Genomic DNA, 21,667 nt, shown 5'->3' on the forward strand with positions numbered 1-21,667 from the left:
AAAACTTGTACTTATAAACCCGATAGCTGCAAAAGAGATTGCAACAAATAAAATTAAGTTTCTTACCATTTTCATAATTTATCCTTTGATACTTATTTAAATAAATTATACAAATATTGTGTCAATTTAGAAATGCAATAACTCTTTACAATTTATTGACAAAATCTTAAAATTGAATTGAAAAGATATTTGAAGAGTCTTTGTGGATATAATCTAATTTAAAATTATGCATTTTTATAATTTTATTTACTATATTTAGCCCCAGACCATGACCTACTTGTTGATTTGGGTCCCTTGTAAAAGGTTTAGTATAATAAATCAAATCATTGGCTAACTTTTCACCAATATTTTCCACCTCTATTTTATTATGTGAAGTTCTTATTGAAATAGGATACCTTTTTGCATATTTCATTGCATTATCAATTAAATTCTTTAAAACAATAGTTAAATAGTATTTATCCCCTTTTATTTTAAAATCATTATCCACATCTAAAAAGATTTTAGATTCATCATCAATGGAAAGTTTTGATAAAGATTCTAAAATTAAACTTGTAACTTTAAACTCTTCAATATTTAAGGTTACAAAATTAAGTTTTTCTCTTTGAAGAAGTTTACTTGTAAGCTCTTCAATATCAACAAATACACTGTTTACACTAGTTAGTTCATCTTTTTCAAGTTTATCTTTAAAGTTTTCTAATAAAAACTTACCCTTTGTTATTGGAGTTTTTAATTCATGACTAATATTTCTTAAAAGCTCTTCTCTTGAATGAATAATATCATCTTGTTTTTCAAGGTATGAATTTAGATTATTAGTGATTTCACTTAGTTCATTATTTTTACCAAGATCAATTTTAATAGAGTTTTCATCATCCCTAAAAAGTTGAAGAACCCCTTTATTTAACTTATCAAGCATCACTTTAATATCATTCATAATTTTTGTTGAAATAATAAAAGAGAGTAAAAAAGCTATAAAAAGTAAAACTACGATCTCTAATTTGATTGTATTTATAAATTCATTTCTATCTTTTTCTGTTTTATCTAATTCATTTTGTAAATAACTAATCTCATCAATAAGTAGTTTTTCTGCTTTGTTACTTAGAATATCAAACTTTTCACTAAAATTTTTAAAATCTTCTTCATTTTTTTTAGTTAAGACAATTGTATAGAGTTCATCTCTTATTGATTTATATAAATTTTCAAAGTGTAAAAACAATAACTTTAGATTTTCTTTTTCCGCTAATGACTCCGAGTTTTCAATTGTAATCTCTTTTTTTAACAACAAACTTTCAAAAAGTTCATCCGCTTTATTAAGTCTTTTTTTCACAATATCTATTTTCTCATAATCTGTGATAATATCAAGGACAATCCATGAAAAAGAGTGATTATATTCTTTTAAACGCTCAACCCGTCTAATTTGATCGTATCTATGTTTTTGAGCCATATGAACTTCATTTAAGTTGTAGATAGAATAAAAAAATACGCCAATTATAAAGATTGTAATAAGTAAGATAAGAAAAAAAGATATTGTAAGTTTTTGTCTAATTGTCATCTATAAATTTATACCCTATTCCCCAAACTGATTTTATATATTTTGCATCTTTAGAGTCATCATTTATTTTAAATCGAATATTACTTACATGCATATCTATTGTTCTATTCTTTGTATCTTTTTTTAAACTAGTTTGATTTAAGATATCTTCCCTTGATACAACTTTATTTATATTATTTATAAACATAAAAAAGATTTCAGATTCAATTTTTGTAAACTCTATTTGATGGTCATCTAAAAAAACTGTTTTTTTATCTAAATCAATAAAAAGCTCATTGATTTTTATTTTATCATCATCTGTATATCTTTTTAAAGTTGCATCAATTCTAAGAACTAATTCTCTAGGTTCGTATGGCTTAGATAAATAATCATCCGCACCAAGTTCAAACCCATGAATTTTATTACCAATATCATCCCTTGCTGTTGAGATGATAATTGGTATATTTTTTATCTCTTTTAGTTTTTTAAATAAATCAAAGCCATCCATTCCAGGAAGTCCTAAATCCAAAATAACAATACAATATTTTGAACTTTCCTTTTTAAACTCTTCTAATGCTTCTAAAGGTTGTGAATATACAAAACAATCGTAATTATAAGACTTTAAAAAAGTACTTATAAGATTTTGTAACTCAGTATTATCTTCAATTAATAAAACGTTTTTATTTTTCACTAGTTTCCTCATATTTAGAAACTGATTTTAACCAAAAATATCCAAATAAACCTGAAAACAATGAAGCCGTTAGGATTCCTATTTTAGCTTGAAAAATCAAATCTTCATTTCCTATAAATGCTAAATCTGCAACAAATATAGACATTGTAAAACCAATACCACCTAAAAAGGCTACTCCAAATACTTGACTAAAACTACTTCCTTTTGGAAGTTGAGCAATTTTCATTTTTACTGCAAGCCATGAAACTCCAAAAATTCCTATAACTTTTCCAAGAATAAGACCACCAATTATTCCTAAAGAAACTGGTTCTAAAATTGTTTCACCTATTGAAGAAAAATCGATTTTAATACCTGCATTTGCTAAAGCAAAGATAGGTATAACTAATAAAGCAACTGGTAAATGAAGTCCATGTTCTAATCTTGCAGCAGGTGTTCCTACCTCATCAATTTTATCTTGAATATTTGTTAATATCTTTTTTTGTTTTTCATGTAATTCAAGGGTTTCATTTACAGGATATTCTTCATACTCATCTAAAAGTTTTCTTGTATCCTTCGCAAAAGTTGAAGGAATTCTTTTTGGAGTTGAAGGGATTGCTAAAGCAGCTAAAACCCCTGCAATTGTAGCATGAACTCCTGACTCAAGCATAAAAAACCACATAAATAATCCAACAACAAAATATGGTAAAATCATATGAATACCAAATCTATTAAATGTAATCATAACTAAAAACATTAATCCTGCTAAACCAAGTGGCATTAAATTAATTGTGTCAGTATAAAATAAAGCAATAACAATAACTGCCCCTAAATCATCCACAATAGCTAAAGCTACTAAAAAAGTTACAAGTGCAGTTGGAACCCTTTTTCCAAGTAATACTAAAGCACTAATAGCAAAAGCAATATCTGTAGCCATAGGAATACCCCAACCACCTGCGCCTGCTGTTCCATAATTTAAACTCGTATAAATAATAGCAGGAAAAACCATTCCCCCAATAGCTGCTAAAATTGGAAGCATGGCAACTTTTATATTTGATAACTCACCAGCTGTTATCTCTCTTTTTATCTCTAAGCCTATTAAAAAGAAGAATATCGCCATTAGACCATCATTTATCCAGTGATGTAAACTATGAGATAATTTCCATGAGCCAACATTTAAATCTATATACATATGAAAAAAATGTGAATATGTTTCATATAAAGGTGAATTTGCTAATAATAATGCTAAAACAGTCATTAGTATTAAAATTAGTCCTGTTGTAGTTTGGGCATGCAAAAACTCTTCAAAAGGTGTAGATACTTTTTTAAAGGCTTTTTCCCAAGGTGCATAAAGTTTCATTTTTATCTCCCACAAAAATTGTAAATTTTATTTCAAATTGTCAAATTATACTTTTTATTTGTAAATAGTTTCATACATTATTTATTGACAGTTTCTTGACATTTAACTATAAAAAGAATCGATTTTTTCTTTATGATTAGCTGCCCATTGTTCAAAACTTGTTGCTTTTTCTTTTTCTACATTTGTTTTAGTTTGATAATAAATCTCTTCAGCATTATCTTTGGGAATAACCACAACCCCTTCTTCATCAGCAACAATAATATCCCCAGGATTGACAGATATTCCTCCAGCTATAATAGGGATATTTACGGGAACTGCATTTTTTTTACCACCTGGCATTGGTATTACACCTCTTGCAAATATTGGCACTTTATTCTCTCTTATCTCACCAATATCTCGAACTAAACCATCTATAATAAAACCTCTAATTCCTCTTTTTTTAGCAATTAAAGCTACATTTCCACCTATGACTGCATAATCCATAGTATTTGATTGTGCAACAATAATTGAACCCTCAGGAGCTTCATAAATTGCTCGGTGTAAACTTAAATTTTCACCACCAACCATTTCTACAGTAAAAGCTGGTCCACTAATTCTTGGAATTCTAGGCCATAACTCTTTAATTCCTGCATCCATAAAACTTTCTCTTTTTAAAGGTCCAGCATAATCACAAGGGGAAAACTCTGCATATTTTTCATAATCCATTAATACTCCTTAACATTTAAAAAGTATTATACTAATTAGTTTTAAAATTTCACAATTAAGTATTCACTAATTTTATTTTGTAAATAAAGTAAGAACTTCATAAACAACTTCACTTTCAATTACCAAACAAACAAAAAAGATAAGCTCAAATTTAAATAAAAAAACCTTACTTATTCTTTCATTTAAAAACCTATAATCTTTTTTTAATACATCATAAGAATGCATAGAAAGGCTATGTTGTACGTTTTGTTTATACCAGGCAATATATGCTTCCCTTTTATTTATATTTTTTTTAGAAATAATTTCATATAAAAAATATGTATATAAAACTGATATAAAAAAAGTTCCAATTAAAATCACATTCTCTAAAAGAAAATAGATTAAGATGATTATATAAGGAAAAGAGATGATAAAACAACTTAAATTTTTATGTTTATGATAAATATAATTAACTAAAAAATATTTTGTACCTAAATCATTTGATTCATTTCTACTAAAAATCAATAGATTTAAAAAAATTATTAAAGAAGCAATAAGATGTAAATATAATAAAGAAAGCATAATAATCTCCTCTTTAAGTGAGCAATATCAGTCCTTCAATTTTAATTTATCCTACTTCTATTTAATTAAAAATAAAAATTATTAGATAGTTTTTCATTTAACTTATATATTAATTTTTAGAACATAAACAAATAATTGATACAATTACGCTTTATTTTAGGATGTTTAATGAAAAATCTCAGTGAATCAACTATCGGTGTTATTTATATTGCTTTGTGTATTCTTCTTTGGTCATTGATACCAACTGTTGCAAAATTTGCACAAACTGGTTTAGACCACCACCAGTATCTTTTTTATTCATCTATTATCTCTTTTCTTTCAATTTTTGCAGTTTCACTATATGAAAAAAACTTAAAAGAGATTTTTTTCTACTCTAAAAAAATTGTTTTAGTTCTATTTGCCCTAGGATTTTTAGACTTTTTTTACTATTTACTTTTGTACTTTGGATATAAACATGCAAATGGATTAGAGGTTTTAGTTATACAATATATGTGGCCTATTTTTATTGTTTTTTTATCTTTAATTATATTAAAAGAGGAGTTTACAAAGAAAAAGCTTCTATCTGTAATATTAGGTTTTTTAGGAGTTAGCTTAGTTATTACAAAAGGTGATTTTTCAAGTTTAGACTTTGGGCAAATTGATGTTTTATTAATTGTGATGCTTGGGGCGATTGCTTTTGCGCTATTTTCAGTATTAAGTAAAATTGTAAAAGTTAATGCTACTAATGCAGTTATGATTTACTTTTTTTCTGCCATAATCTACTCAATAATTAGTGTTCAATCTTTCTCTGAATTTACTTTACCATCTGCTAAAGATTGGATAAGTATTTTAATCAATGGTGCATTTTTAAATGGCGTTTCATATTTGTTTTGGGTAAAAGCTTTAAAAACTTTTGATGCTTCAAAGGTAGCACCTTTTATATTTACAACACCTATTTTATCAGCATTTTTTCTGATAATATTCTTTGATGAACCAATTTTATCAATATATTTTGTAGGTTTATTTCTTGTTATAATTTCAGGATTAATAAGTAGTATAAAAAGAAAAAAGAGATAGATATTGACTGAAAACAAATATTATTCATATGATTTAGAAACTTATCCAAATATATTCACTTGTGTTATTCAAAATATTCAAAGTGAAGAAATAAGAGTATTTGAAATAAGCTCTAGAAAAAATGACTTAAATAAACTATTGCAAACTCTTCTTTGGATAAATAAAAATGATAAAGCCTTAGTTGGATATAACAATCTAAATTTTGACTACCCTATTTTACAATTTATTTTTAACTCAAACTTTCAAAATCTAGAGAAAGAAAAAAATGCTGAAGAAAAAATTACTTTTGAGATTTATAATTACGCCAATAAATTAATAAAAGAAAATAAAAACTACATAGAAGATAAAAAAAGTATAATATTAAATCAAGTAGACTTAATGAAAGTTCATAATTTCGATTATAGAGCTACTATGGTTAGTTTAAAAATGTTAGAAATAAACATGAGAATGGAAAATATTGAAGACTTACCATTTCCCCCTGGAACAAAACTTCAAAATAAAAATTTCAATACTCTTATAGAATATAATATTCATGATGTAAAAGCCACTACTAAATTTTTTATTCATTCAAAGGATGCAATAAATTTTAGAGAAAAACTAAGTTTAGAATTTAATGAAAATATGATGAACTACAGTGATACAAAAATAGGTAAAAGATACTTTATTAGGAAGCTTGAAGATAAACTAGGAAAGGATATTTGCTATAAAGATGGTAAACCTAGACAAACAATAAGAAATTATCTTGATTTTTCACAAATTATATTTCCCTATATTAAGTTTCAAACTCCCCAATTAAAAGCTTTAGTTGAATATTTAAAAAAACAATATACAAATGATATGTCAACAGTTTTTTCAAACATTCCAAAAGAAAATCTAGGAGAATTAGCAAACTATATTCATATAAATAAAAATGGTAAAGCCTCAAGTTTACATGTGCTTTTTGATAACTTTAGAGTTGATATAGGAACAGGTGGATTGCATGGGAGCTTAGAAAGCTGCTTTTTACAAAGTGATGATGAATTTGAAATAATCGATGTTGATGTAGCAAGTTATTATCCAAGTATTGTTGTAAGAAATAGACTTTATCCTGAGCACCTTGGTGATGAATTTGCAGATATTTATGATGAGATTAGAAAACTTAGGTTTTCATATGATAAGTCACAGCCTCAAAATAAGATGTTAAAACTTGCATTAAACTCAGCAGGATATGGAGATACAAACAATAAGTTTAGCCCATTTTATGATTATAAAATGACTATAACTATTACATTAAATGGTCAATTGATGCTTTGTTTACTTTCTGAGATGCTAAAACTTAAAATTGATTCAATACTTTTAATTCAAGCAAATACAGATGGTTTAACTTTAAAGGTGCCCAAAAAAGATAAAGAGCTTTTCTTTAGTATCTTAAAAGAGTGGGAAGATATTACAGGTATGGGTTTAGAAGAAAATTTTTATGAAAAAATTTGGATTAGAGATGTAAACAATTATATTGCCCTAAAAAAAGATGGTGGTGTTAAAAAAATTGGAGCATATAAAGATAGCCTTGAATGGCATCAAAACCATTCAAGTTTAGTGGTTCAAAAAGCAGTTGAAGCATATTTGATAAAAAATATTCCTATTGAAGAAACTATTTTAAATCATAATGACCCCTTTGATTTTATGTTAAATTATAAAGCATCAAGGGGTATTAAACTTGTTTTAGAAGAAAATTCTACAACAAAAAAAGAATATGAAAATTTACAAAATACCATAAGATACTATATCTCTACTAATGGGAAAGCCTTAAAAAAAACCTTACCACCTTTAAAAAACGATAATGAAGAGAGAATCATAGGTATAAATGTTGGTTTTCTAGTTAATATATGCAATGATAGGAAAGATTTTAGTTTTAAAAATCTAAACTATGATTGGTATATAAAAGAAGCCTATAAATTAATTTCTCCTTTTAAAGAAAAGGCTCCTTCTAATCTATTTGATTATCTAGATTGATTAAATTTCTAAGCCTTTATACTATCAAGAATTTTTTGCGCACCTTTAAAGCCACTATCAATTCCACCAAAAATATTAAATTCTTTTAAATTCATAGCACAAAATTCTATGATTTGATCTTTAAACATTTTTTTAAGTCTTCTATTTGCTCCATTTAAAAAATAAAAAAACTTAGGAGCCCCTGTTGTAGTATATACTTTTACATCTTTCCCTTTTAAGAGCCCTTTAGGAGTCCCTTTTTCATATGTGTATGCAAATCCAGCAGAAAGATTCCAGTCAAAAAAATTCTTTAATATTGCAGGCATACTTCCCCACCAATAAGGAAAGACTATTACTATCTCATCAGCCTTTTTTATCTTTTCTTGATAATATAACATCTCCTTTGTTGGTTCAAAATGAAAGGCATTTTCTTCATATATAAAAAAATCTTGTCTTTTTTCATCTTTATATAAATCAAGTATCTCAACACTATTTTTAATATCTTCATTTACTTTTTTTACCCTATTTGCTATGGCAAATGATAAACTGTCTTCTTTTGGGTTAGCAACAATAACTAAAACATTTTTCATAATTTTTCCTTTATGGTACTACTTGGTACAAAATTAAACAAAAAAAATTAATCCATTAATTCTTCCACAAAAATTAATAGATCATCTACAACATTAAAATCAATTCCTGCTTGTAAGGAAGAGATAATACCTGTATACAAAGTTAGATATCTTACAGCTAATAGTTTTGAATCAAGTTTGTTTTTAATATTGCCATTTTTTTGACCCTCTTCTACAAACTCTGTAAAAAATTCAACAAAACTATTCATCTCTTTCTTTATATAATTACTTATAATTCCAAACTTTTTATAAGATTCTTTACCACAATCAATAAGTAAACAACCTTTTAATCTGCCTAATTCCTTTGATTCTTCAATATCACACTTTATAATATAGACTAAAGTCTCTTTTACTCCTATTTGGGATTTCAACTGCTCTAAAAGTAAAAAAGTTTCTTTTTTATAAAGTTCAAGTGAAAGAAAAAACACCTCTTCTTTAGATTTAAAAGTTCTATAAAAGCTACTTTTTTTAATCCCCATTGCAACTAATAAATCATCTAGATTTGTTCCTTCGTAACCATGTTCCCAAAAGTGATTCATAGCTAACTTGATTACATCTTCTTTCTCAAAAGTTTTTGGTCTACCGATACTATTTTTCATTGATTTATTTGTCATAGTAGAATTATGGCACAACTTAGTACAAAAGTCAAGGGTTAACTTTCTATTGTGATTTCAATCACAGATTAAATACTTATTTTTTTCTACAATTATTCTGATGTACATCTAAAACTAATTATTAAATAAAAAAAGGAACTACAATGGATCAACTAAAGTTTTTCATAGATACACATGATAAAAATAGTGAAACTTTTCCAGCTGGCATCACACCTGCACAAATGGAAAGTTTTTATAAAAAGTATGAAGAGGCATGTGCACAAGAAGGTGTTATATCTCTTCGAATTCACGTAGGTTTTGAAGATGGAAAAGCATTCTGTCTTAATATGGCTTCTAATGCCCAAGCGGTAAAAAGAGTTCATGATAAAGTAGGACTGCCATTTGAAAGTATTACAGAAGTGAATACAATAAGTCCAGCTGACTTGGCTTTGTTAAACTAATCACCTCATCTACACTTGTAATGCCATTTTACATTACAAGTGTATCTGGCAAATTATTGATAACATCTTTATAACTTTTGTAGCTACTTAAAACTTTTACAACTTCACCAACTGGCGAAGCATATAATTTTGGAATATCAAGTTCACCTTTAAATCTAATTTGAAATGCCAATTTCTCAGTAGGAAAATCAAATTGTGCATTAACACCTTTTTTATTTCCTCTTGCATCAATTCTAAACCATCCATATTCTTCAAAATAAACAGCATTTAAGCCATGTAAACAGAATTTATCTCCACTTCCATCATCGTTCAATTTTAATCGTTGGTAAACTAATGCACATGGAATATTATTAGCTCTTAAAATTGCAGCTAAAAGGTGTGATTTAGAATAACACCATCCAGTTTTATATTTCAATACGTCACTTGCTTTTAATGTAGTTTGATTATCTTTATGATCACCACTATGTCTAATTTCATCTCTAACATATTCGAAAGATTTTTTTACTATTTCATGTTTAGATAAGCCTTTGGATAATTGAAAAGCAAGTTTTTTTATACCTATATCAGAATAATCAATTATCTCTGTTTCATTTAAAAATTCTTGCATAATTGTTCCTATTTTATATATTCTACTATTGTACCATCAACTGATTTTAAAAATGAAATAATCTTATTTATCTCATTATTACTTAAATTATTTCTAGTTTGATGAATACCCATAATTTTAATAACCTCTTCAAGCTTATCTACACTGCCATTATGAAAATATGGTTTTGTTTGAACAATATTTCGTAATAAAGGAACTCTAAAATACTTTTCTTTACTTCTTAAACCTAAAAAACCTCCTTTATTCTCAAAGGGAAATGATATTTTTGTAGATAAATCTCTTTTTAGTTCAGTTGAATTACTTAAATGGCAAGACGTACATGCCGAGGAAGTGAGAATCTTTGATTTCTCTTCTTCTTTGACATGATTAAAAAAACCTTCATTAATTAATTTATAATTCTTACTACCCATTGAAGATTTTAGATACTCTATTTTCTGTTTATCTGTGTAAATATTCATATTATTTAACAAGGATAATGTATCAAAATAGTTTTTCTTAATCTGTTCGATATGGTTTGGCGTAGATAAACTCCATATAGTATGATATGTTAAAGGAAATTTTCTTAACTCTTGTCCTCCAAGGGCTATACCATTGTGACAGCCTGCACATCCTTTTGTAATAAATAAAGATAAGCCCTCTTTTTCATTTTTACTTAATGCATTTTTGTCACCAGTTAAAAAATTATCATATCGACTCTTTGTAAGCAAGGTTTTTTCATAAATTGATATTGCTTTTGCAATCTTATCAAAAGTTATTTCTTCACTTCCAAATGCATTTTTAAAAAGTTGTTGATAAGGTACTTTTTCTTTTATTCGTTGAACAGCCAATTTAGGTGTTATTGCCATTTCAAATGGAGCTTGCAAAGGACCTTTTGCCTGTTCTTTTAAAGTTTTTTCTCTTCCATCCCAAAATAAACGTTTGGAAAAAGCTGTATTTAAAACAGTTGGTGTATTTAAATGAAAAGGGTTTTTTAAACCTTTATATCCTATTGCTGTGGGAATAGAATCGGCTCCACCCTTACTAAAACTGTGACAAGAAGCGCAACTTATATCTCTACTTTTTGATAATTCTTTTTCGAAAAAAAGTTTCTTACCAAGTAAAACTTTCTGTTTTGATATATCAGCTTGTTCCAATTTTAATTCATACAATAATGATTTAAGATTACTTGGTGCTGGTCTTAAACCATTTTTATAAGCTTTTAAAACCAATTCAAAATACTCATCTCCATATAAATTTATGACAATCAACACCATTAATAATAATTTCATAAATACTCCTTTTTTTAACTAATCTTAATCAAAAAATCTCTTTTGGTTTGTGATTAGCATCACATAAAAAAATTTTATTAGTAGATATAGTTTCAAATAGAGATAAAAGGAGAAATAGATGAAATATATAATTATAAGTGGAGTTACTATAATCGTTACATTATTAATAACAAAAGTATATACAGTAGTTAACTTAATGTATTTTAATAAATATCCTAAAGAAAAAATAGAAATACTACAGAAGAAAACTGCTGAGACACAAATACTTAAAACTGGAAAAAATCTTTATATGGTTTATTGTACTTCATGTCATGGTCAAGATGGAAAAGGGAATAATGAAAAAGCCCATAATCATACAAAAAGAATATCAAAAAAATCAGTTAGTTATGCAATCAAAAATGGTGCAAACAATTTTATAAGCTTATATCCTTCAGGGATGCCTTCACATCTCATTAATGCGAGTAATACAGATGAAGTGGCTCAATATGTCTCAAAAGGATTAAAAGAGACAAAACCAAAAATATGGGATAAATGTGCCTCATGCCATGGAGAAAATGGAGAAGGTATTAATTATATAGCACCAAATATTAAAAGTTATACAGATGATTTAGTTATAACTGTATTACTTAATGGTAAAAAAGGTGTTATTGGAACAATGCCTAGTTTTAAAGGCAGATTAACAACAGTTCAAATGAAATCTATTGCAATGTATATTAGAAGTTTAGGAGAATTAAAATAAAAATGGTAATAAATTAATAATGCTATAAAAAGCTTTGTGTAACAATTATAATGAAAAAAAGGATACATATGGAACTTTTAGATTATCACTGTTTTGATGGTTTAAGCAAGGAAGAAGAAAAAAAAGTAATTCAAGATGCAAAAACTATTATGATACCAAGTGAGCAAATATTATATTATGCAGGAGATATTTGTAACGATGTATTATTTTTAAAAAGTGGAACAGTAAAAGTTTATATTCAGCCCAAGGAAATAGGTGTTGAGGAGATGACACTTTATGAATTAAATAGTGGTAGCCAATGTATTGTAAATTTATTTAGTACAATAAGTTCATCTAAAACCCTTGCAACAGCACAAACTATTACCCCAATTGAGGGATGGTTACTTCCAAAAGATACAGTCTTATGGCTTATTAATACTTCACCGTCTTTTCGTGAATTTAAAATGGATATTTTTGGTAAAAGATTAAACTCACTTATAGCACTCATTACAGATGTTAAATTTACTACAATTGAACAAAGATTATTGAATTGGCTATATGTTCAAGGTAGAGACACAATAAAAATCACCCATGATAAAATTGCTTCTATTATTGGAGTAACAAGAGAAACAGTTAGTAGAAATCTTAAAAAACTTGAACACCAAGGATATATAAAATTGGGACGTGGTGTTATAGCACTAACTTAAAGTAGATTATTAAATTCTATTTTATTATTTAAAGTAAGAAATAGATTTTAATGTAAAAACTATACCTTTTTGACCAATTTTATTTTCTTCTCGTAAAATTATCTCTTCTTTATTTATTAGCTCAAACTCAGACTTTTTAATTAAAGACTCAATATATTTAATACTATGGGAAAACCTACCTGTTTTAGCTAATTGATAATTTTCTTTGTTTACGTTATTAAGAATCTCGGTAGTAAAGATGAAGTAACCATTTTTATTTAAAGATTTTTTTACACAAGTAAAAATATTTTCTAGTTCTCCTAAATAAATAAAAACATCAGCAGCAATAATTAAATCAAAATAATCTAAATTCTTAAAAAGAAAATCATTGATATCATTAGTATAAAGTTTGTTATAAATCTCTTTTTTTCTAGTTTCATTTATCATTTTTGAAGATATATCAACACCAACTAAATTCGGGAAAATATCAACAATAGTTTTCCCCATTAGTCCTGTTCCACACCCAAGATCTAAAACTTTTGAATTATTTGATAGGTTTAAAGGTTTTAATTTTTCTTTTATAATATTTGGAACTTTATACTTTAATGAATTTACTAAATGCTCTTCAAAATAATCTGCATACCTATCAAAAAGATCTCTTGCATACTCAGATGAATAATCACTATTTGTTTCTTTATTCAAAGAGGCCAATAAATGATTTGCACCTGGATGTTCAGGAATTTTTTCTATTGTTTTGTTAAGAAACTCTGTCATTTTGTTTTCATTCTTCATTTTTCTATAACATTGCGCTATTGAATACAATGCATCATAAAAGTCAGGACAAATTTTTGTCACTTTTTCTAAATGGAAAAGCGAAAATTCATATTTAGAAAGTTTTTCATAGATTTGTGACATTTTGAAATGGCATATATAACACTTATTATTTATTTTAGTCGCTTTTTTTAAATACATAAGCGCATTGTTATAGTCTTTATTTATCCTAAAACAATCACCTAATTTAAAATAAGCTTCAAAACTTGAATCATCTTTTTTTAATATATATTTATATTTTTCTATTGCTAGAGTTAATAAACCAGATTTTTGAAATGCATTTGCTTTTTTTAAAGCATATTTAATATTGAATTGTGTTTCCATTCATGCAGCTCCTAAGGATTGAGCTGCAGAAAATATTAGTTAAGTTTTAAGTCAAAAAAGATAAAAATAAGCTCTTTAAAGAGTATATCTTTTTAATAGTTACTTGGTAGATTTTGTTGTATATTGTTTAATCAATTATCAATTATCATAGAAGATATATAAATAAAATTTAAGTGCCCTTGCTATTTTTATTTATTTCAGTTATTATGTCAGAACTTAAAGAAAATTTAGTCTTATTTACATTGTTTGCTTTTTATTAACATCTACGTTGACACTTATCTCTCAAAATATTTAAAATCTGGTTTAAACTTTACTAAAACTTCAACTATGAAGTAAATACATACAAAAGGATTTCTATGTCAAATAGATACAATGGAACTGTAAAATGGTTCAATAATGATAAAGGTTTTGGATTTATCCAATTAGAAGATAATAGCAAAGATATATTCGTACACCATACTGAAATTAATAACAGAGGTTATGGAAAATCTTCACTTACAGATGGACAAAAAGTTGCTTTTAATATTGGTGTAAACCAAAAAGGTGAACATGCAACGAGTGTAGAAACTCGATAATTATTTGTCTAATATACGATATAAGTATCAAACAATAGTATTTGACAATGTAGATATACATTTAAAAACACTTAAAGACACCCAACAATTTCATGATAAAAACAATGAAGCTCAAGACTTAGGAATCAATTCTGCAACTTGGGCTTTATTTGGAGTCTTATGGCCATCAAGTTATATTTTAGCTAACTATATTTATCAATTAGACACAGGCGCAAAAAGAATTCTTGAGGTTGGTTGTGGTATTGGTTTAAGTAGTTTACTTTTAAATCATTTACAACAAGATATTACTGCAACAGACTATCACCCTGAAGTAAAAGCTTTTCTTTTAAGAAACTCAGATTTAAACAACGATAAAGAGATTCCTTTTTATAGATTAAATTGGGAAGACAAAGTTTTAAATAATATTGGAAAATTTGATTTAATAATCGGAAGCGATTTACTTTACCAACAAAATCATGGAGAAACACTTTCTCATTTTATTAACCAATATGCAAATAAAACATGTGAAGTAATAATAGTTGACCCAAGCAGAGGCAATCATTCAAAATTTAAAAAAGAGATGATAAAGTTTGGGTTTAAATATGAAAAGATAGATACATTAAAATACTCTGATTTAGTATTTAAAGGATCTATTCACAAATACAATAAAGGATAAAATTGACCATACTAACTATGGAATATAAATATATAGTTTTTCTAAAACTACTAAATAAAAGAGAAAAGATTGAAGATGCTTGCTCAAAATCTGGATTAACTATGAAAGAAGCATCAAAGCTTATAAATATGGTGTTGTAAAATTAGACCAAACTTTTCAAAAGTGGTCTTTATTTTCCAATTATTTTCCAATAATAGTAGAAACAATCTTTCTACTACCACCAAAATCTCTATGTTCACCTAAATAAATCCCTTGCCAAGTTCCCATATTAAGTTGCCCATTTGTAATTGGAATTGTTAAACTTACTCCAAACAGTGAAGATTTTATATGTGCAGGCATATCATCATCACCCTCATAGGTATGTTTAAAGTATGATTTATTTGAGACAACATCATTTATAAAATTTTCCATATCACTTCTAACTGTTGGGTCACAGTTTTCATTTATAGTCAAACTTGCACTTGTATGTTTTATAAATAGATTTAATGTTCCTATTTCAAAATCTTTTATTTCTGGAAGATTTAAAAGTATTTCATCTGTGATTAGATGAAAACCTCGATTTTTTTTTCTTAGATTAAACTCTTTTTGTAAACTTTTCATTGTTTATTATAACAAAAGTTAAATTTTTTAGTATAATTATTTTATGGCAAAAAATGAAAAAATTCAAAAGAAAAAAACTCAGGCAAGACTATTTTTAGATATTTTGTTTAAAATATTAGTAGGTGTTGCAATTATTATCTTTATCTATATAGGGTTTACAAAAGTAAATTTTTCATCAGGAAAAATGGATTTTAAATCACCCAAAAAATCAAAATTTGAAGCAGATGCCCCAGAAGAGTTAAAATGGTTTGACACCTTTAAAGGGATTGAAAATGTCCCATCAAAAAAACAAGAAAAAAAGAAAGAATCTGGTGATAGTTCAACAGGATTTAATTACCAAGGCTTTCAAAATAAATAGGGAAAACCCTATTTATCTTTTTTAAAACTAAGTTTTTCTTTAATTTTAAGTACTCCAAAGAAGAATAATGGAATAAATAAAACTCCAATTACAACTGCAGCAATCATACCACCAACAACAGTCGTACCAATAATATGTCTACTTGCACTACCTGCACCACTACTTAAAGCAAGTGGTAAAGTACCAACTATAAATGCTAGTGATGTCATTACAATAGGTCTAAATCTAAGTCTTGAGGCTTCAATTGTCGCATCAAATAAACTCATACCTGATTTCAATTTATCCATTGCAAACTCTACAATCAAAATTGCATTTTTAGCACTTAATCCAACAAGAGTAATAAGTCCTACTTGGAAATAAATATCTGCTTCTAATCCCCTTAACATTACAGCTAATGCCGCACCAAAAATTGCGAAAGGGATAGAGATAATAACTGCAAGTGGAATACTCCAACTCTCATAAAGTGCAGCTAGAATTAAGAATACAAATACAGCTGCATAAACTGCTGTTAAATCACCTTCAGTTTCTAATTTTTTCTCTTGATATGTTGTACCTGACCAAGCAATAGTATAACCTTCAGGTAAAATTTCACTTGCTATCTCTTCAATTGCACTAGTTGCATCACTTGATGCAAATCCAAATGCTGGAGATCCTGTTACTTTTGCTGCATTAAACATATTAAATCTTTGAATAACACTTGCGTTTACAGTTCTATCAAGGGTAATTAATTCACTTAATGGAACATAATTATTTGTTGCAGATTTAACAAAAGTATTTTTAAATTGTTCTTTTGTTGCTCTATATTGTGATTCAGACTGAATATTTACATGGAATGTTCTGCCATATAGATTGAAGTCATTGATATAACCTTGACCATAAGTGTTCTGAATAACACTAAAAATAGAATCAAAAGATACATTCATAGCTTTTGCTTTATCTTTATCAATATTTAGCATATACTTTGGAACATTTGTATTTAATGTTGTTCTAACACCAGTTAACCTAGGATCTGCACTTGCTTTTGCAATAATATCTTGTGTAAATTTATTTAGTGTTGCTAAGTCTCCACCTGTTCTATCTTGAATCCACATTTCAAAACCACCAGTTGTACTCATACCCATGATTGGAGGTGGATTTACAGGCAATACAAAGGCTTCTTTACTTGTAGCCATAAATTGCCCCATCAATCTTCCTGCAATTGCTTGAGAATTTTGATTTGGTAAGGGTCTTTCATCCCATGGTTTTAATCTTGCAAACATAAGTGCTGCATCTGTTTTATAAGCAAATGTTGCAATATCAAGTCCTGTTATATTACCAGTTGAAATAATCTCTTTATCAGCTAATAATTGCTGTTCAATACCATCTGTTATTTTTGCAGTTTCACCTAAAGAGGTTGAAGGCATAGCATAAGCAAATACCATTAAAACACCTTTATCTTCAGTTGGTACAAGTCCCCCTGGTGTTTTTTGCATAATTGAATATGTTGCATATAATAAAATACCAAACAATGCCAATGAGAAGAACCATAATCTAATAGTTTGTTTTGTAATACCAATAAATATCTTCGTAGACCAATCAAAAAACTCATTGAATTTTCTAATAGGCCAAATTGGTTCTGGTTCATGTTTTCGCAAAAATATTGCACATAATGCAGGAGTTAAAGTCAAGGCAACAAGTCCTGAAATAACTACGGCCATTACAATAGTTATGGCAAACTGTTTATACATAACCCCACTAAATCCACCAGTAAGTGCTGCAGGGATAAATACAGCAGATAAAACAAGAATAATTGCTACAAGTGGAGTAGTTAACTCTTTCATCGCATCAATAGTTGCATCTTTTACAGAAATATCATTTTTAGTTCTTAAGTTTCTTTCAACATTTTCAATTACAATAATGGCATCATCAACAACCAAACCAATGGCTAGAATCATACCAAATAGTGTAAGTAGGTTAATAGAAAACCCTGCTGCATAAAGTCCTGCAAAAGTACCAATAACTGAAACAGGAATAGCAAGAACTGGAATAATCGTTGCTCTAAAATTACCTAAGAATAAATAAATTAAAATAATTACAAATACAATTGCTTCAAGTAATGTTTTAACAACCTCTTTAATTGATTGGTCAACAAAAAGTGTTGCATCATAGGGAACTTGATATTCTAAATCTTCTGGAAAATTTGCAGAGATTTCATTTAAAGTTTCAGTTAGTGCTGCAGAAACTTCAAGAGCATTTGCACCAGGAGCTAAGAAAATACCAACTGGAATCATAGGTTCACCAGAATATTTACCATTTGTATATGTTGAATCTGAACCTAACTCAACTTTTGCAATATCTTTTAACTTAAGTGTTGAACCATCAGCATTTGATCTAACAATTATCTCTTTAAACTCTGCAACATTTTTAAGTCGCCCTTCTGTTGAAACAGAATAAGTAAAAGGAGTTACATTTTCAATTGGTGCAGCTCCAACACTACCTGTTGAGTATTGATTATTTTGCTCAGAAATAATTGATCTAACTTCTGCTGGACTTATATCATAAAACTTTAATTTTTCTGGGTCGATTAATACTCTAATAGCATAATCTTTAGAACCAAATACTCTAGCTTCACCAATACCTTTAATTCTTTTAATATCATCTAATACATTTACAGTTAAATAATTTGAAATCCATGTTGTGTCGTGAACTGATTCTTTAGATGTAAATGCTAAAACTTTTAACATATCAGGAGATCTTTCAGCAACAGAGATACCCTGTCTTTGCACTTCACTAGGAAGTGAGCTAAGTGCTAATTGAACTCTATTGTTTACATCAACTTTTGCTTGGTCAACATCAGTACCAACTGCAAATATAATACTCATACTTAAAACACCACTTGGAGAAGCAGTTGTAGACATATATGTCATATTATCTACACCATTAATAGCATTCTCTAAAACTGGAGCAACAGTACTTGAAAGTGTACTTGCATCAGCTCCTGGATAAGTTGCACTCACATTAATTTGTGGTGGAGTAACAGCTGGGTACTCTTTTACAGGTAAAATATTTATAGATATTAAACCTGCAAGAATAATTATAATAGACACAACTGTTGCGAAAATTGGTCTATTAATAAAAAACTTTGAAAACATATTTATTTACCTTGTTCGTTTATAACTTTGTCAACAGTTACTGGATTTCCTGGCTTAATTCTAAAGAAATTATTTACGAATACTCTATCTCCACTTTTTACCATACCACCAGCAACAATATATTTATCGCCACTCTCTTTTCCTGGTACTATTGGTCTAACTCCAACTTTACCACCCTCATCAACCATTACAATTGTTCCCATAGGATTTTGTAAAACTGCTTTTTGAGGAACTGTTATTACATTTTTTTGTACAATACCACTTAAGGCAACTCTTGCAAAGCTTCCAGCCATAAGCTTTTGTTCTGTGTTATCAACGATTGCTCTCATTTTTACAGTTGATGTATTTTCATTTGTGTTTACATCAATAAAATCAACGAAACCCTTTACTCCTGATGGTTTTCCATTTAAGATAACATCTACTTCAATTTTCCCATTTTCAGGTAATGTCCATAAACCATTTTTAATATTTATATAATCACTCATTGGCATAGAAAAATCTAAATAAACTTTATCATTTTGAGTAATTGTAACAAGTGCCATAGGAGGATTTGATGTAACTAAGTTACCTAAATCAACTGCTTTTAATCCAGTAACTCCTGAAATTGGAGCTTTTACTTTTGTATAATCTAAATTAATTTTTGCTTGTTTTAATTGTGCTTTTGCAGCTGAAACAGATGCTAAAGCATTTTGATAAGCTGATAATGTTGTATCTCTTTGTTCTGTAGTAACAGCTTTACTTTTATATAGTTTTTTTATTCTTTCCCAGCTTCTAGTTGCATTTTCTAAAGTTGCTTCTGCCATTTTAAGTGAAGCTTGAGCGGCATCAACCTGAGCTTGATAGATATCATCTTCAATTGTAAATAACTCTTGTCCTTTTTTTACTTTTTCACCTTCATTAAAATGCATTGCTTCCAAAACACCTAAAACCCTTGAATAAACAACAGCTTGACTTAATGGTTCAATAGAAGCAGGATATTTTAAACTAATTGCAAAATTTGAAGCTTCAGGTACAACATATACATCCGCTTTAGGAGCTGGCATTTGTTGTCCAGCTGGAGCTCCTGCTGCATTCATATTTGTTGAAAGTGCAATAAATGTTATTGCTGAACCTATAAATAAATTTTTAATCATTATCATTTGATATACTCCTCTAGCGTTTCACCACTATAATAAATTATGTTTGCTTTTCTTACTTCTAAATCATATAATGCAACTTTTAATGAACTTTCTGCACTATATTTTTCTGTTAATGCTTGTAGATATGAAATATTATCAACTATTCCATTTTCATATTGTGCTTTAATTAAGTCGTATGCACTATTTGCTGCTTTTAATCCAGCTTTTGCTGATTCAATTTTTAATTTACCAATTTCAAAAGCTCTTTTTGCTAGTTTTAAATCTACATTAGCTTTATTTTTTTCATATTCATATTGTGATTTTAAAGCTAAGTATTGTTTGTATGCCGCTTCATATGATTTATTTGTTGCACCAAAATCAAAAATGTTCCAAGATAAATTAATTGTTGAAAGATTTCTTTCATAATCATCAGAAGCTGTACTTAAACTTCCGCCATTGTCATAATCATAATCACTATATGAAAGTGTGTTATTAAAACTTACAGTTGGTAGATTTCCACTTTTTGTTGCTTTTGCATTTGATTTTAATGCTTCTAATTGATATTCTAAAGCTTTAATATCTGCTCTTAGTTTAAGTTCTTTTGATTCATATTCTTTAACACTTGAACCATTTTCAATAGTTACAGATTGACCTAAAATATATTCTAAGTTATGAGTAATTGTTTGAATATTTAATTCCAACTCATGTAACTCTACATTTGCAATTTCGATATTTGATATTATTTTTTGAACCTCGTCTTCAGTTGTAGTACCAGCATCTAAAAATTTTTTTAATCTACTATATTGAGCTTGTAACTGTTCAATCTCTTGAAGTTTTGTCTCTTTTTGTGCAATATATGAAAGATAATTGTAATAATAACTTACAACTTGTAAAGCAGTTTGATTTGTCAAATCTTCTAAACTCTTAGTTGAACTTTTGATTGTAGAATCATAGTAATCAAATGTGTTACCTTTTTTTCCTCCATCATAGATAACATAATCTAAACTTCCTTGAATACTTGCAGTTTTTTCTGGCATTCCTGAAGTCTCTTTTGTGTTATATCTATAACTTCCCCCAAGATTTATTTGTGGCATATAAGAACTTTTAACACTATCATAAGTATCTTTAGTACTTTCTATACCTATTCTAGATGAATCAATCATCTTATTATTTTTTGATAATTCTATTAACTGTAAAAGATTTTCACCAAATAATGAAAATGGAACAATTAATAAAAACACTAAACTCTTTCTCATTTTTTTTCC

At 27.7% G+C, this 21,667-nt stretch carries 23 protein-coding genes; 9 read left to right on the top strand and 14 right to left on the bottom strand.

Annotation, left to right across the window (positions count from 1 at the left end; all coding sequences use genetic code 11):
* Positions 1–166 precede the first annotated feature (166 nt).
* From FDK22_RS01770 to FDK22_RS01790, 5 genes are all read right to left on the bottom strand, one after another.
* Positions 167–1,549 (bottom strand): ATP-binding protein, encoded by a 1,383-nt coding sequence (locus tag FDK22_RS01770; protein ID WP_138151151.1) that lies wholly within the window; start codon positions 1,547–1,549, stop codon positions 167–169.
* Positions 1,539–2,219: a response regulator transcription factor gene (locus tag FDK22_RS01775; RefSeq protein ID WP_228711612.1), complete on the bottom strand. Its 681-nt coding sequence runs from the start codon at positions 2,217–2,219 to the stop codon at positions 1,539–1,541. The genes FDK22_RS01770 and FDK22_RS01775 overlap by 11 nt, the downstream gene beginning before the upstream one ends.
* Positions 2,209–3,555 (bottom strand): Na+/H+ antiporter NhaA, encoded by a 1,347-nt coding sequence (nhaA, locus tag FDK22_RS01780; protein ID WP_138151155.1) that lies wholly within the window; start codon positions 3,553–3,555, stop codon positions 2,209–2,211. The genes FDK22_RS01775 and nhaA overlap by 11 nt, the downstream gene beginning before the upstream one ends.
* Positions 3,556–3,657: 102 nt before the next feature.
* On the bottom strand, positions 3,658–4,260 hold the full coding sequence (locus tag FDK22_RS01785) for an RraA family protein (RefSeq protein WP_138151157.1): 603 nt from the start codon (positions 4,258–4,260) through the stop codon (positions 3,658–3,660).
* 72 nt (positions 4,261–4,332) lie between these two features.
* A complete protein-coding gene (locus tag FDK22_RS01790) occupies positions 4,333–4,821 on the bottom strand; it encodes a hypothetical protein (protein WP_138151159.1) in 489 nt (162 codons plus the stop codon).
* Positions 4,822–4,989: 168 nt separating this feature from the next.
* Here FDK22_RS01790 and FDK22_RS01795 point away from each other — a divergent pair, with 168 nt between their 5' ends.
* Both FDK22_RS01795 and FDK22_RS01800 read left to right on the top strand, forming a co-directional pair.
* The gene (locus FDK22_RS01795; RefSeq protein WP_138151161.1) at positions 4,990–5,877 is read left to right on the top strand and encodes a DMT family transporter; all 888 of its coding nucleotides are present in this window, start codon (positions 4,990–4,992) and stop codon (positions 5,875–5,877) included.
* A 3-nt stretch (positions 5,878–5,880) separates the two neighbouring features.
* Positions 5,881–7,869: a hypothetical protein gene (locus FDK22_RS01800; protein ID WP_138151163.1), complete on the top strand. Its 1,989-nt coding sequence runs from the start codon at positions 5,881–5,883 to the stop codon at positions 7,867–7,869.
* An 8-nt stretch (positions 7,870–7,877) separates the two neighbouring features.
* On the opposite strand, the gene FDK22_RS01805 is transcribed toward FDK22_RS01800, so the two are convergent.
* Together FDK22_RS01805 and FDK22_RS01810 are read right to left on the bottom strand one after the other, a co-directional pair.
* Positions 7,878–8,438 (bottom strand): NAD(P)H-dependent oxidoreductase, encoded by a 561-nt coding sequence (locus FDK22_RS01805; RefSeq protein WP_138151165.1) that lies wholly within the window; start codon positions 8,436–8,438, stop codon positions 7,878–7,880.
* Between the two features lie 47 nt (positions 8,439–8,485).
* The gene (locus FDK22_RS01810; protein ID WP_212744967.1) at positions 8,486–9,076 is read right to left on the bottom strand and encodes a TetR/AcrR family transcriptional regulator; all 591 of its coding nucleotides are present in this window, start codon (positions 9,074–9,076) and stop codon (positions 8,486–8,488) included.
* Positions 9,077–9,234: 158 nt separating this feature from the next.
* Between FDK22_RS01810 and FDK22_RS01815 the strand changes: the two genes are divergently transcribed.
* Entirely contained in the window at positions 9,235–9,531 is a 297-nt protein-coding gene (locus FDK22_RS01815) for a DUF4242 domain-containing protein (protein WP_138151169.1), read from the top strand.
* Between the two features lie 28 nt (positions 9,532–9,559).
* Here FDK22_RS01815 and FDK22_RS01820 read toward each other — a convergent pair whose 3' ends face one another.
* Both FDK22_RS01820 and FDK22_RS01825 read right to left on the bottom strand, forming a co-directional pair.
* Positions 9,560–10,138, bottom strand: coding sequence for a transglutaminase-like domain-containing protein (locus tag FDK22_RS01820; protein ID WP_138151171.1), 579 nt, complete (start codon positions 10,136–10,138; stop codon positions 9,560–9,562).
* 8 nt (positions 10,139–10,146) lie between these two features.
* The gene (locus FDK22_RS01825) at positions 10,147–11,406 is read right to left on the bottom strand and encodes a cytochrome-c peroxidase (protein WP_138151173.1); all 1,260 of its coding nucleotides are present in this window, start codon (positions 11,404–11,406) and stop codon (positions 10,147–10,149) included.
* 118 nt (positions 11,407–11,524) lie between these two features.
* Between FDK22_RS01825 and FDK22_RS01830 the strand changes: the two genes are divergently transcribed.
* Both FDK22_RS01830 and FDK22_RS01835 read left to right on the top strand, forming a co-directional pair.
* Complete coding sequence (locus FDK22_RS01830; RefSeq protein WP_138151176.1) at positions 11,525–12,145, top strand: c-type cytochrome; 621 nt, start codon at positions 11,525–11,527, stop codon at positions 12,143–12,145.
* Between the two features lie 68 nt (positions 12,146–12,213).
* On the top strand, positions 12,214–12,831 hold the full coding sequence (locus FDK22_RS01835) for a Crp/Fnr family transcriptional regulator (RefSeq protein ID WP_171012890.1): 618 nt from the start codon (positions 12,214–12,216) through the stop codon (positions 12,829–12,831).
* A gap of 24 nt (positions 12,832–12,855) precedes the next feature.
* On the opposite strand, the gene FDK22_RS01840 is transcribed toward FDK22_RS01835, so the two are convergent.
* Entirely contained in the window at positions 12,856–13,965 is a 1,110-nt protein-coding gene (locus FDK22_RS01840; protein ID WP_138151180.1) for a methyltransferase domain-containing protein, read from the bottom strand.
* 356 nt (positions 13,966–14,321) lie between these two features.
* On the opposite strand from FDK22_RS01840, the gene FDK22_RS01845 reads away from it, so the two are divergent.
* From FDK22_RS01845 to FDK22_RS15635, 3 genes are read left to right on the top strand one after another with little or no spacing between them, the layout of a single operon-like run.
* The gene (locus FDK22_RS01845; RefSeq protein WP_138151182.1) at positions 14,322–14,540 is read left to right on the top strand and encodes a cold-shock protein; all 219 of its coding nucleotides are present in this window, start codon (positions 14,322–14,324) and stop codon (positions 14,538–14,540) included.
* A gap of 4 nt (positions 14,541–14,544) precedes the next feature.
* Positions 14,545–15,195, top strand: a complete 651-nt coding sequence (locus FDK22_RS01850) for a class I SAM-dependent methyltransferase (RefSeq protein ID WP_138151184.1) — start codon at positions 14,545–14,547, stop codon at positions 15,193–15,195.
* Between the two features lie 2 nt (positions 15,196–15,197).
* Positions 15,198–15,335 (top strand): hypothetical protein, encoded by a 138-nt coding sequence (locus FDK22_RS15635; protein WP_171012891.1) that lies wholly within the window; start codon positions 15,198–15,200, stop codon positions 15,333–15,335.
* 40 nt (positions 15,336–15,375) lie between these two features.
* Here the strand turns inward: FDK22_RS15635 and FDK22_RS01855 are convergent, their stop codons facing one another.
* Positions 15,376–15,795, bottom strand: coding sequence for a secondary thiamine-phosphate synthase enzyme YjbQ (locus FDK22_RS01855; protein ID WP_138151186.1), 420 nt, complete (start codon positions 15,793–15,795; stop codon positions 15,376–15,378).
* 43 nt (positions 15,796–15,838) lie between these two features.
* Between FDK22_RS01855 and FDK22_RS01860 the strand changes: the two genes are divergently transcribed.
* On the top strand, positions 15,839–16,153 hold the full coding sequence (locus tag FDK22_RS01860) for a hypothetical protein (protein WP_138151188.1): 315 nt from the start codon (positions 15,839–15,841) through the stop codon (positions 16,151–16,153).
* An 8-nt stretch (positions 16,154–16,161) separates the two neighbouring features.
* Here FDK22_RS01860 and FDK22_RS01865 read toward each other — a convergent pair whose 3' ends face one another.
* From FDK22_RS01865 to FDK22_RS01875, 3 genes are read right to left on the bottom strand one after another with little or no spacing between them, the layout of a single operon-like run.
* Positions 16,162–19,284 carry an efflux RND transporter permease subunit gene (locus FDK22_RS01865; protein WP_138151190.1) on the bottom strand — a complete coding sequence of 1,041 codons (3,123 nt, stop codon included), beginning with the start codon at positions 19,282–19,284 and terminating at the stop codon, positions 16,162–16,164.
* Positions 19,285–19,286: 2 nt separating this feature from the next.
* Positions 19,287–20,423: an efflux RND transporter periplasmic adaptor subunit gene (locus tag FDK22_RS01870; protein ID WP_138151191.1), complete on the bottom strand. Its 1,137-nt coding sequence runs from the start codon at positions 20,421–20,423 to the stop codon at positions 19,287–19,289.
* Complete coding sequence (locus FDK22_RS01875) at positions 20,420–21,658, bottom strand: TolC family protein (protein WP_138151192.1); 1,239 nt, start codon at positions 21,656–21,658, stop codon at positions 20,420–20,422. Before FDK22_RS01875 ends, FDK22_RS01870 begins: the two co-directional genes overlap by 4 nt.
* Positions 21,659–21,667 lie beyond the last annotated feature (9 nt).

This window comes from Arcobacter arenosus (assembly GCF_005771535.1).
Lineage (GTDB): Bacteria > Campylobacterota > Campylobacteria > Campylobacterales > Arcobacteraceae > Halarcobacter > Halarcobacter arenosus.

What these genes read in the sequence shown, in the direction of transcription:
- FDK22_RS01845 (WP_138151182.1), top strand. Translation starts at nt 14,322, where the DNA reads ATGTCAAATAGATACAATGGAACTGTAAAATGGTTCAATAATGATAAA.
- nhaA (WP_138151155.1), bottom strand. Translation starts at nt 3,555, where the DNA reads ATGAAACTTTATGCACCTTGGGAAAAAGCCTTTAAAAAAGTATCTACA.
- FDK22_RS01860 (WP_138151188.1), top strand. Translation starts at nt 15,839, where the DNA reads ATGGCAAAAAATGAAAAAATTCAAAAGAAAAAAACTCAGGCAAGACTA.
- FDK22_RS01805 (WP_138151165.1), bottom strand. Translation starts at nt 8,438, where the DNA reads ATGAAAAATGTTTTAGTTATTGTTGCTAACCCAAAAGAAGACAGTTTA.
- FDK22_RS01870 (WP_138151191.1), bottom strand. Translation starts at nt 20,423, where the DNA reads ATGATAATGATTAAAAATTTATTTATAGGTTCAGCAATAACATTTATT.
- FDK22_RS01820 (WP_138151171.1), bottom strand. Translation starts at nt 10,138, where the DNA reads ATGCAAGAATTTTTAAATGAAACAGAGATAATTGATTATTCTGATATA.
- FDK22_RS01835 (WP_171012890.1), top strand. Translation starts at nt 12,214, where the DNA reads ATGGAACTTTTAGATTATCACTGTTTTGATGGTTTAAGCAAGGAAGAA.
- FDK22_RS01840 (WP_138151180.1), bottom strand. Translation starts at nt 13,965, where the DNA reads ATGGAAACACAATTCAATATTAAATATGCTTTAAAAAAAGCAAATGCA.
- FDK22_RS01770 (WP_138151151.1), bottom strand. Translation starts at nt 1,549, where the DNA reads ATGACAATTAGACAAAAACTTACAATATCTTTTTTTCTTATCTTACTT.
- FDK22_RS01865 (WP_138151190.1), bottom strand. Translation starts at nt 19,284, where the DNA reads ATGTTTTCAAAGTTTTTTATTAATAGACCAATTTTCGCAACAGTTGTG.
- FDK22_RS01785 (WP_138151157.1), bottom strand. Translation starts at nt 4,260, where the DNA reads ATGGATTATGAAAAATATGCAGAGTTTTCCCCTTGTGATTATGCTGGA.
- FDK22_RS01790 (WP_138151159.1), bottom strand. Translation starts at nt 4,821, where the DNA reads ATGCTTTCTTTATTATATTTACATCTTATTGCTTCTTTAATAATTTTT.
- FDK22_RS01855 (WP_138151186.1), bottom strand. Translation starts at nt 15,795, where the DNA reads ATGAAAAGTTTACAAAAAGAGTTTAATCTAAGAAAAAAAAATCGAGGT.
- FDK22_RS01825 (WP_138151173.1), bottom strand. Translation starts at nt 11,406, where the DNA reads ATGAAATTATTATTAATGGTGTTGATTGTCATAAATTTATATGGAGAT.
- FDK22_RS01815 (WP_138151169.1), top strand. Translation starts at nt 9,235, where the DNA reads ATGGATCAACTAAAGTTTTTCATAGATACACATGATAAAAATAGTGAA.
- FDK22_RS01810 (WP_212744967.1), bottom strand. Translation starts at nt 9,076, where the DNA reads ATGAAAAATAGTATCGGTAGACCAAAAACTTTTGAGAAAGAAGATGTA.
- FDK22_RS01795 (WP_138151161.1), top strand. Translation starts at nt 4,990, where the DNA reads ATGAAAAATCTCAGTGAATCAACTATCGGTGTTATTTATATTGCTTTG.
- FDK22_RS01830 (WP_138151176.1), top strand. Translation starts at nt 11,525, where the DNA reads ATGAAATATATAATTATAAGTGGAGTTACTATAATCGTTACATTATTA.
- FDK22_RS01875 (WP_138151192.1), bottom strand. Translation starts at nt 21,658, where the DNA reads ATGAGAAAGAGTTTAGTGTTTTTATTAATTGTTCCATTTTCATTATTT.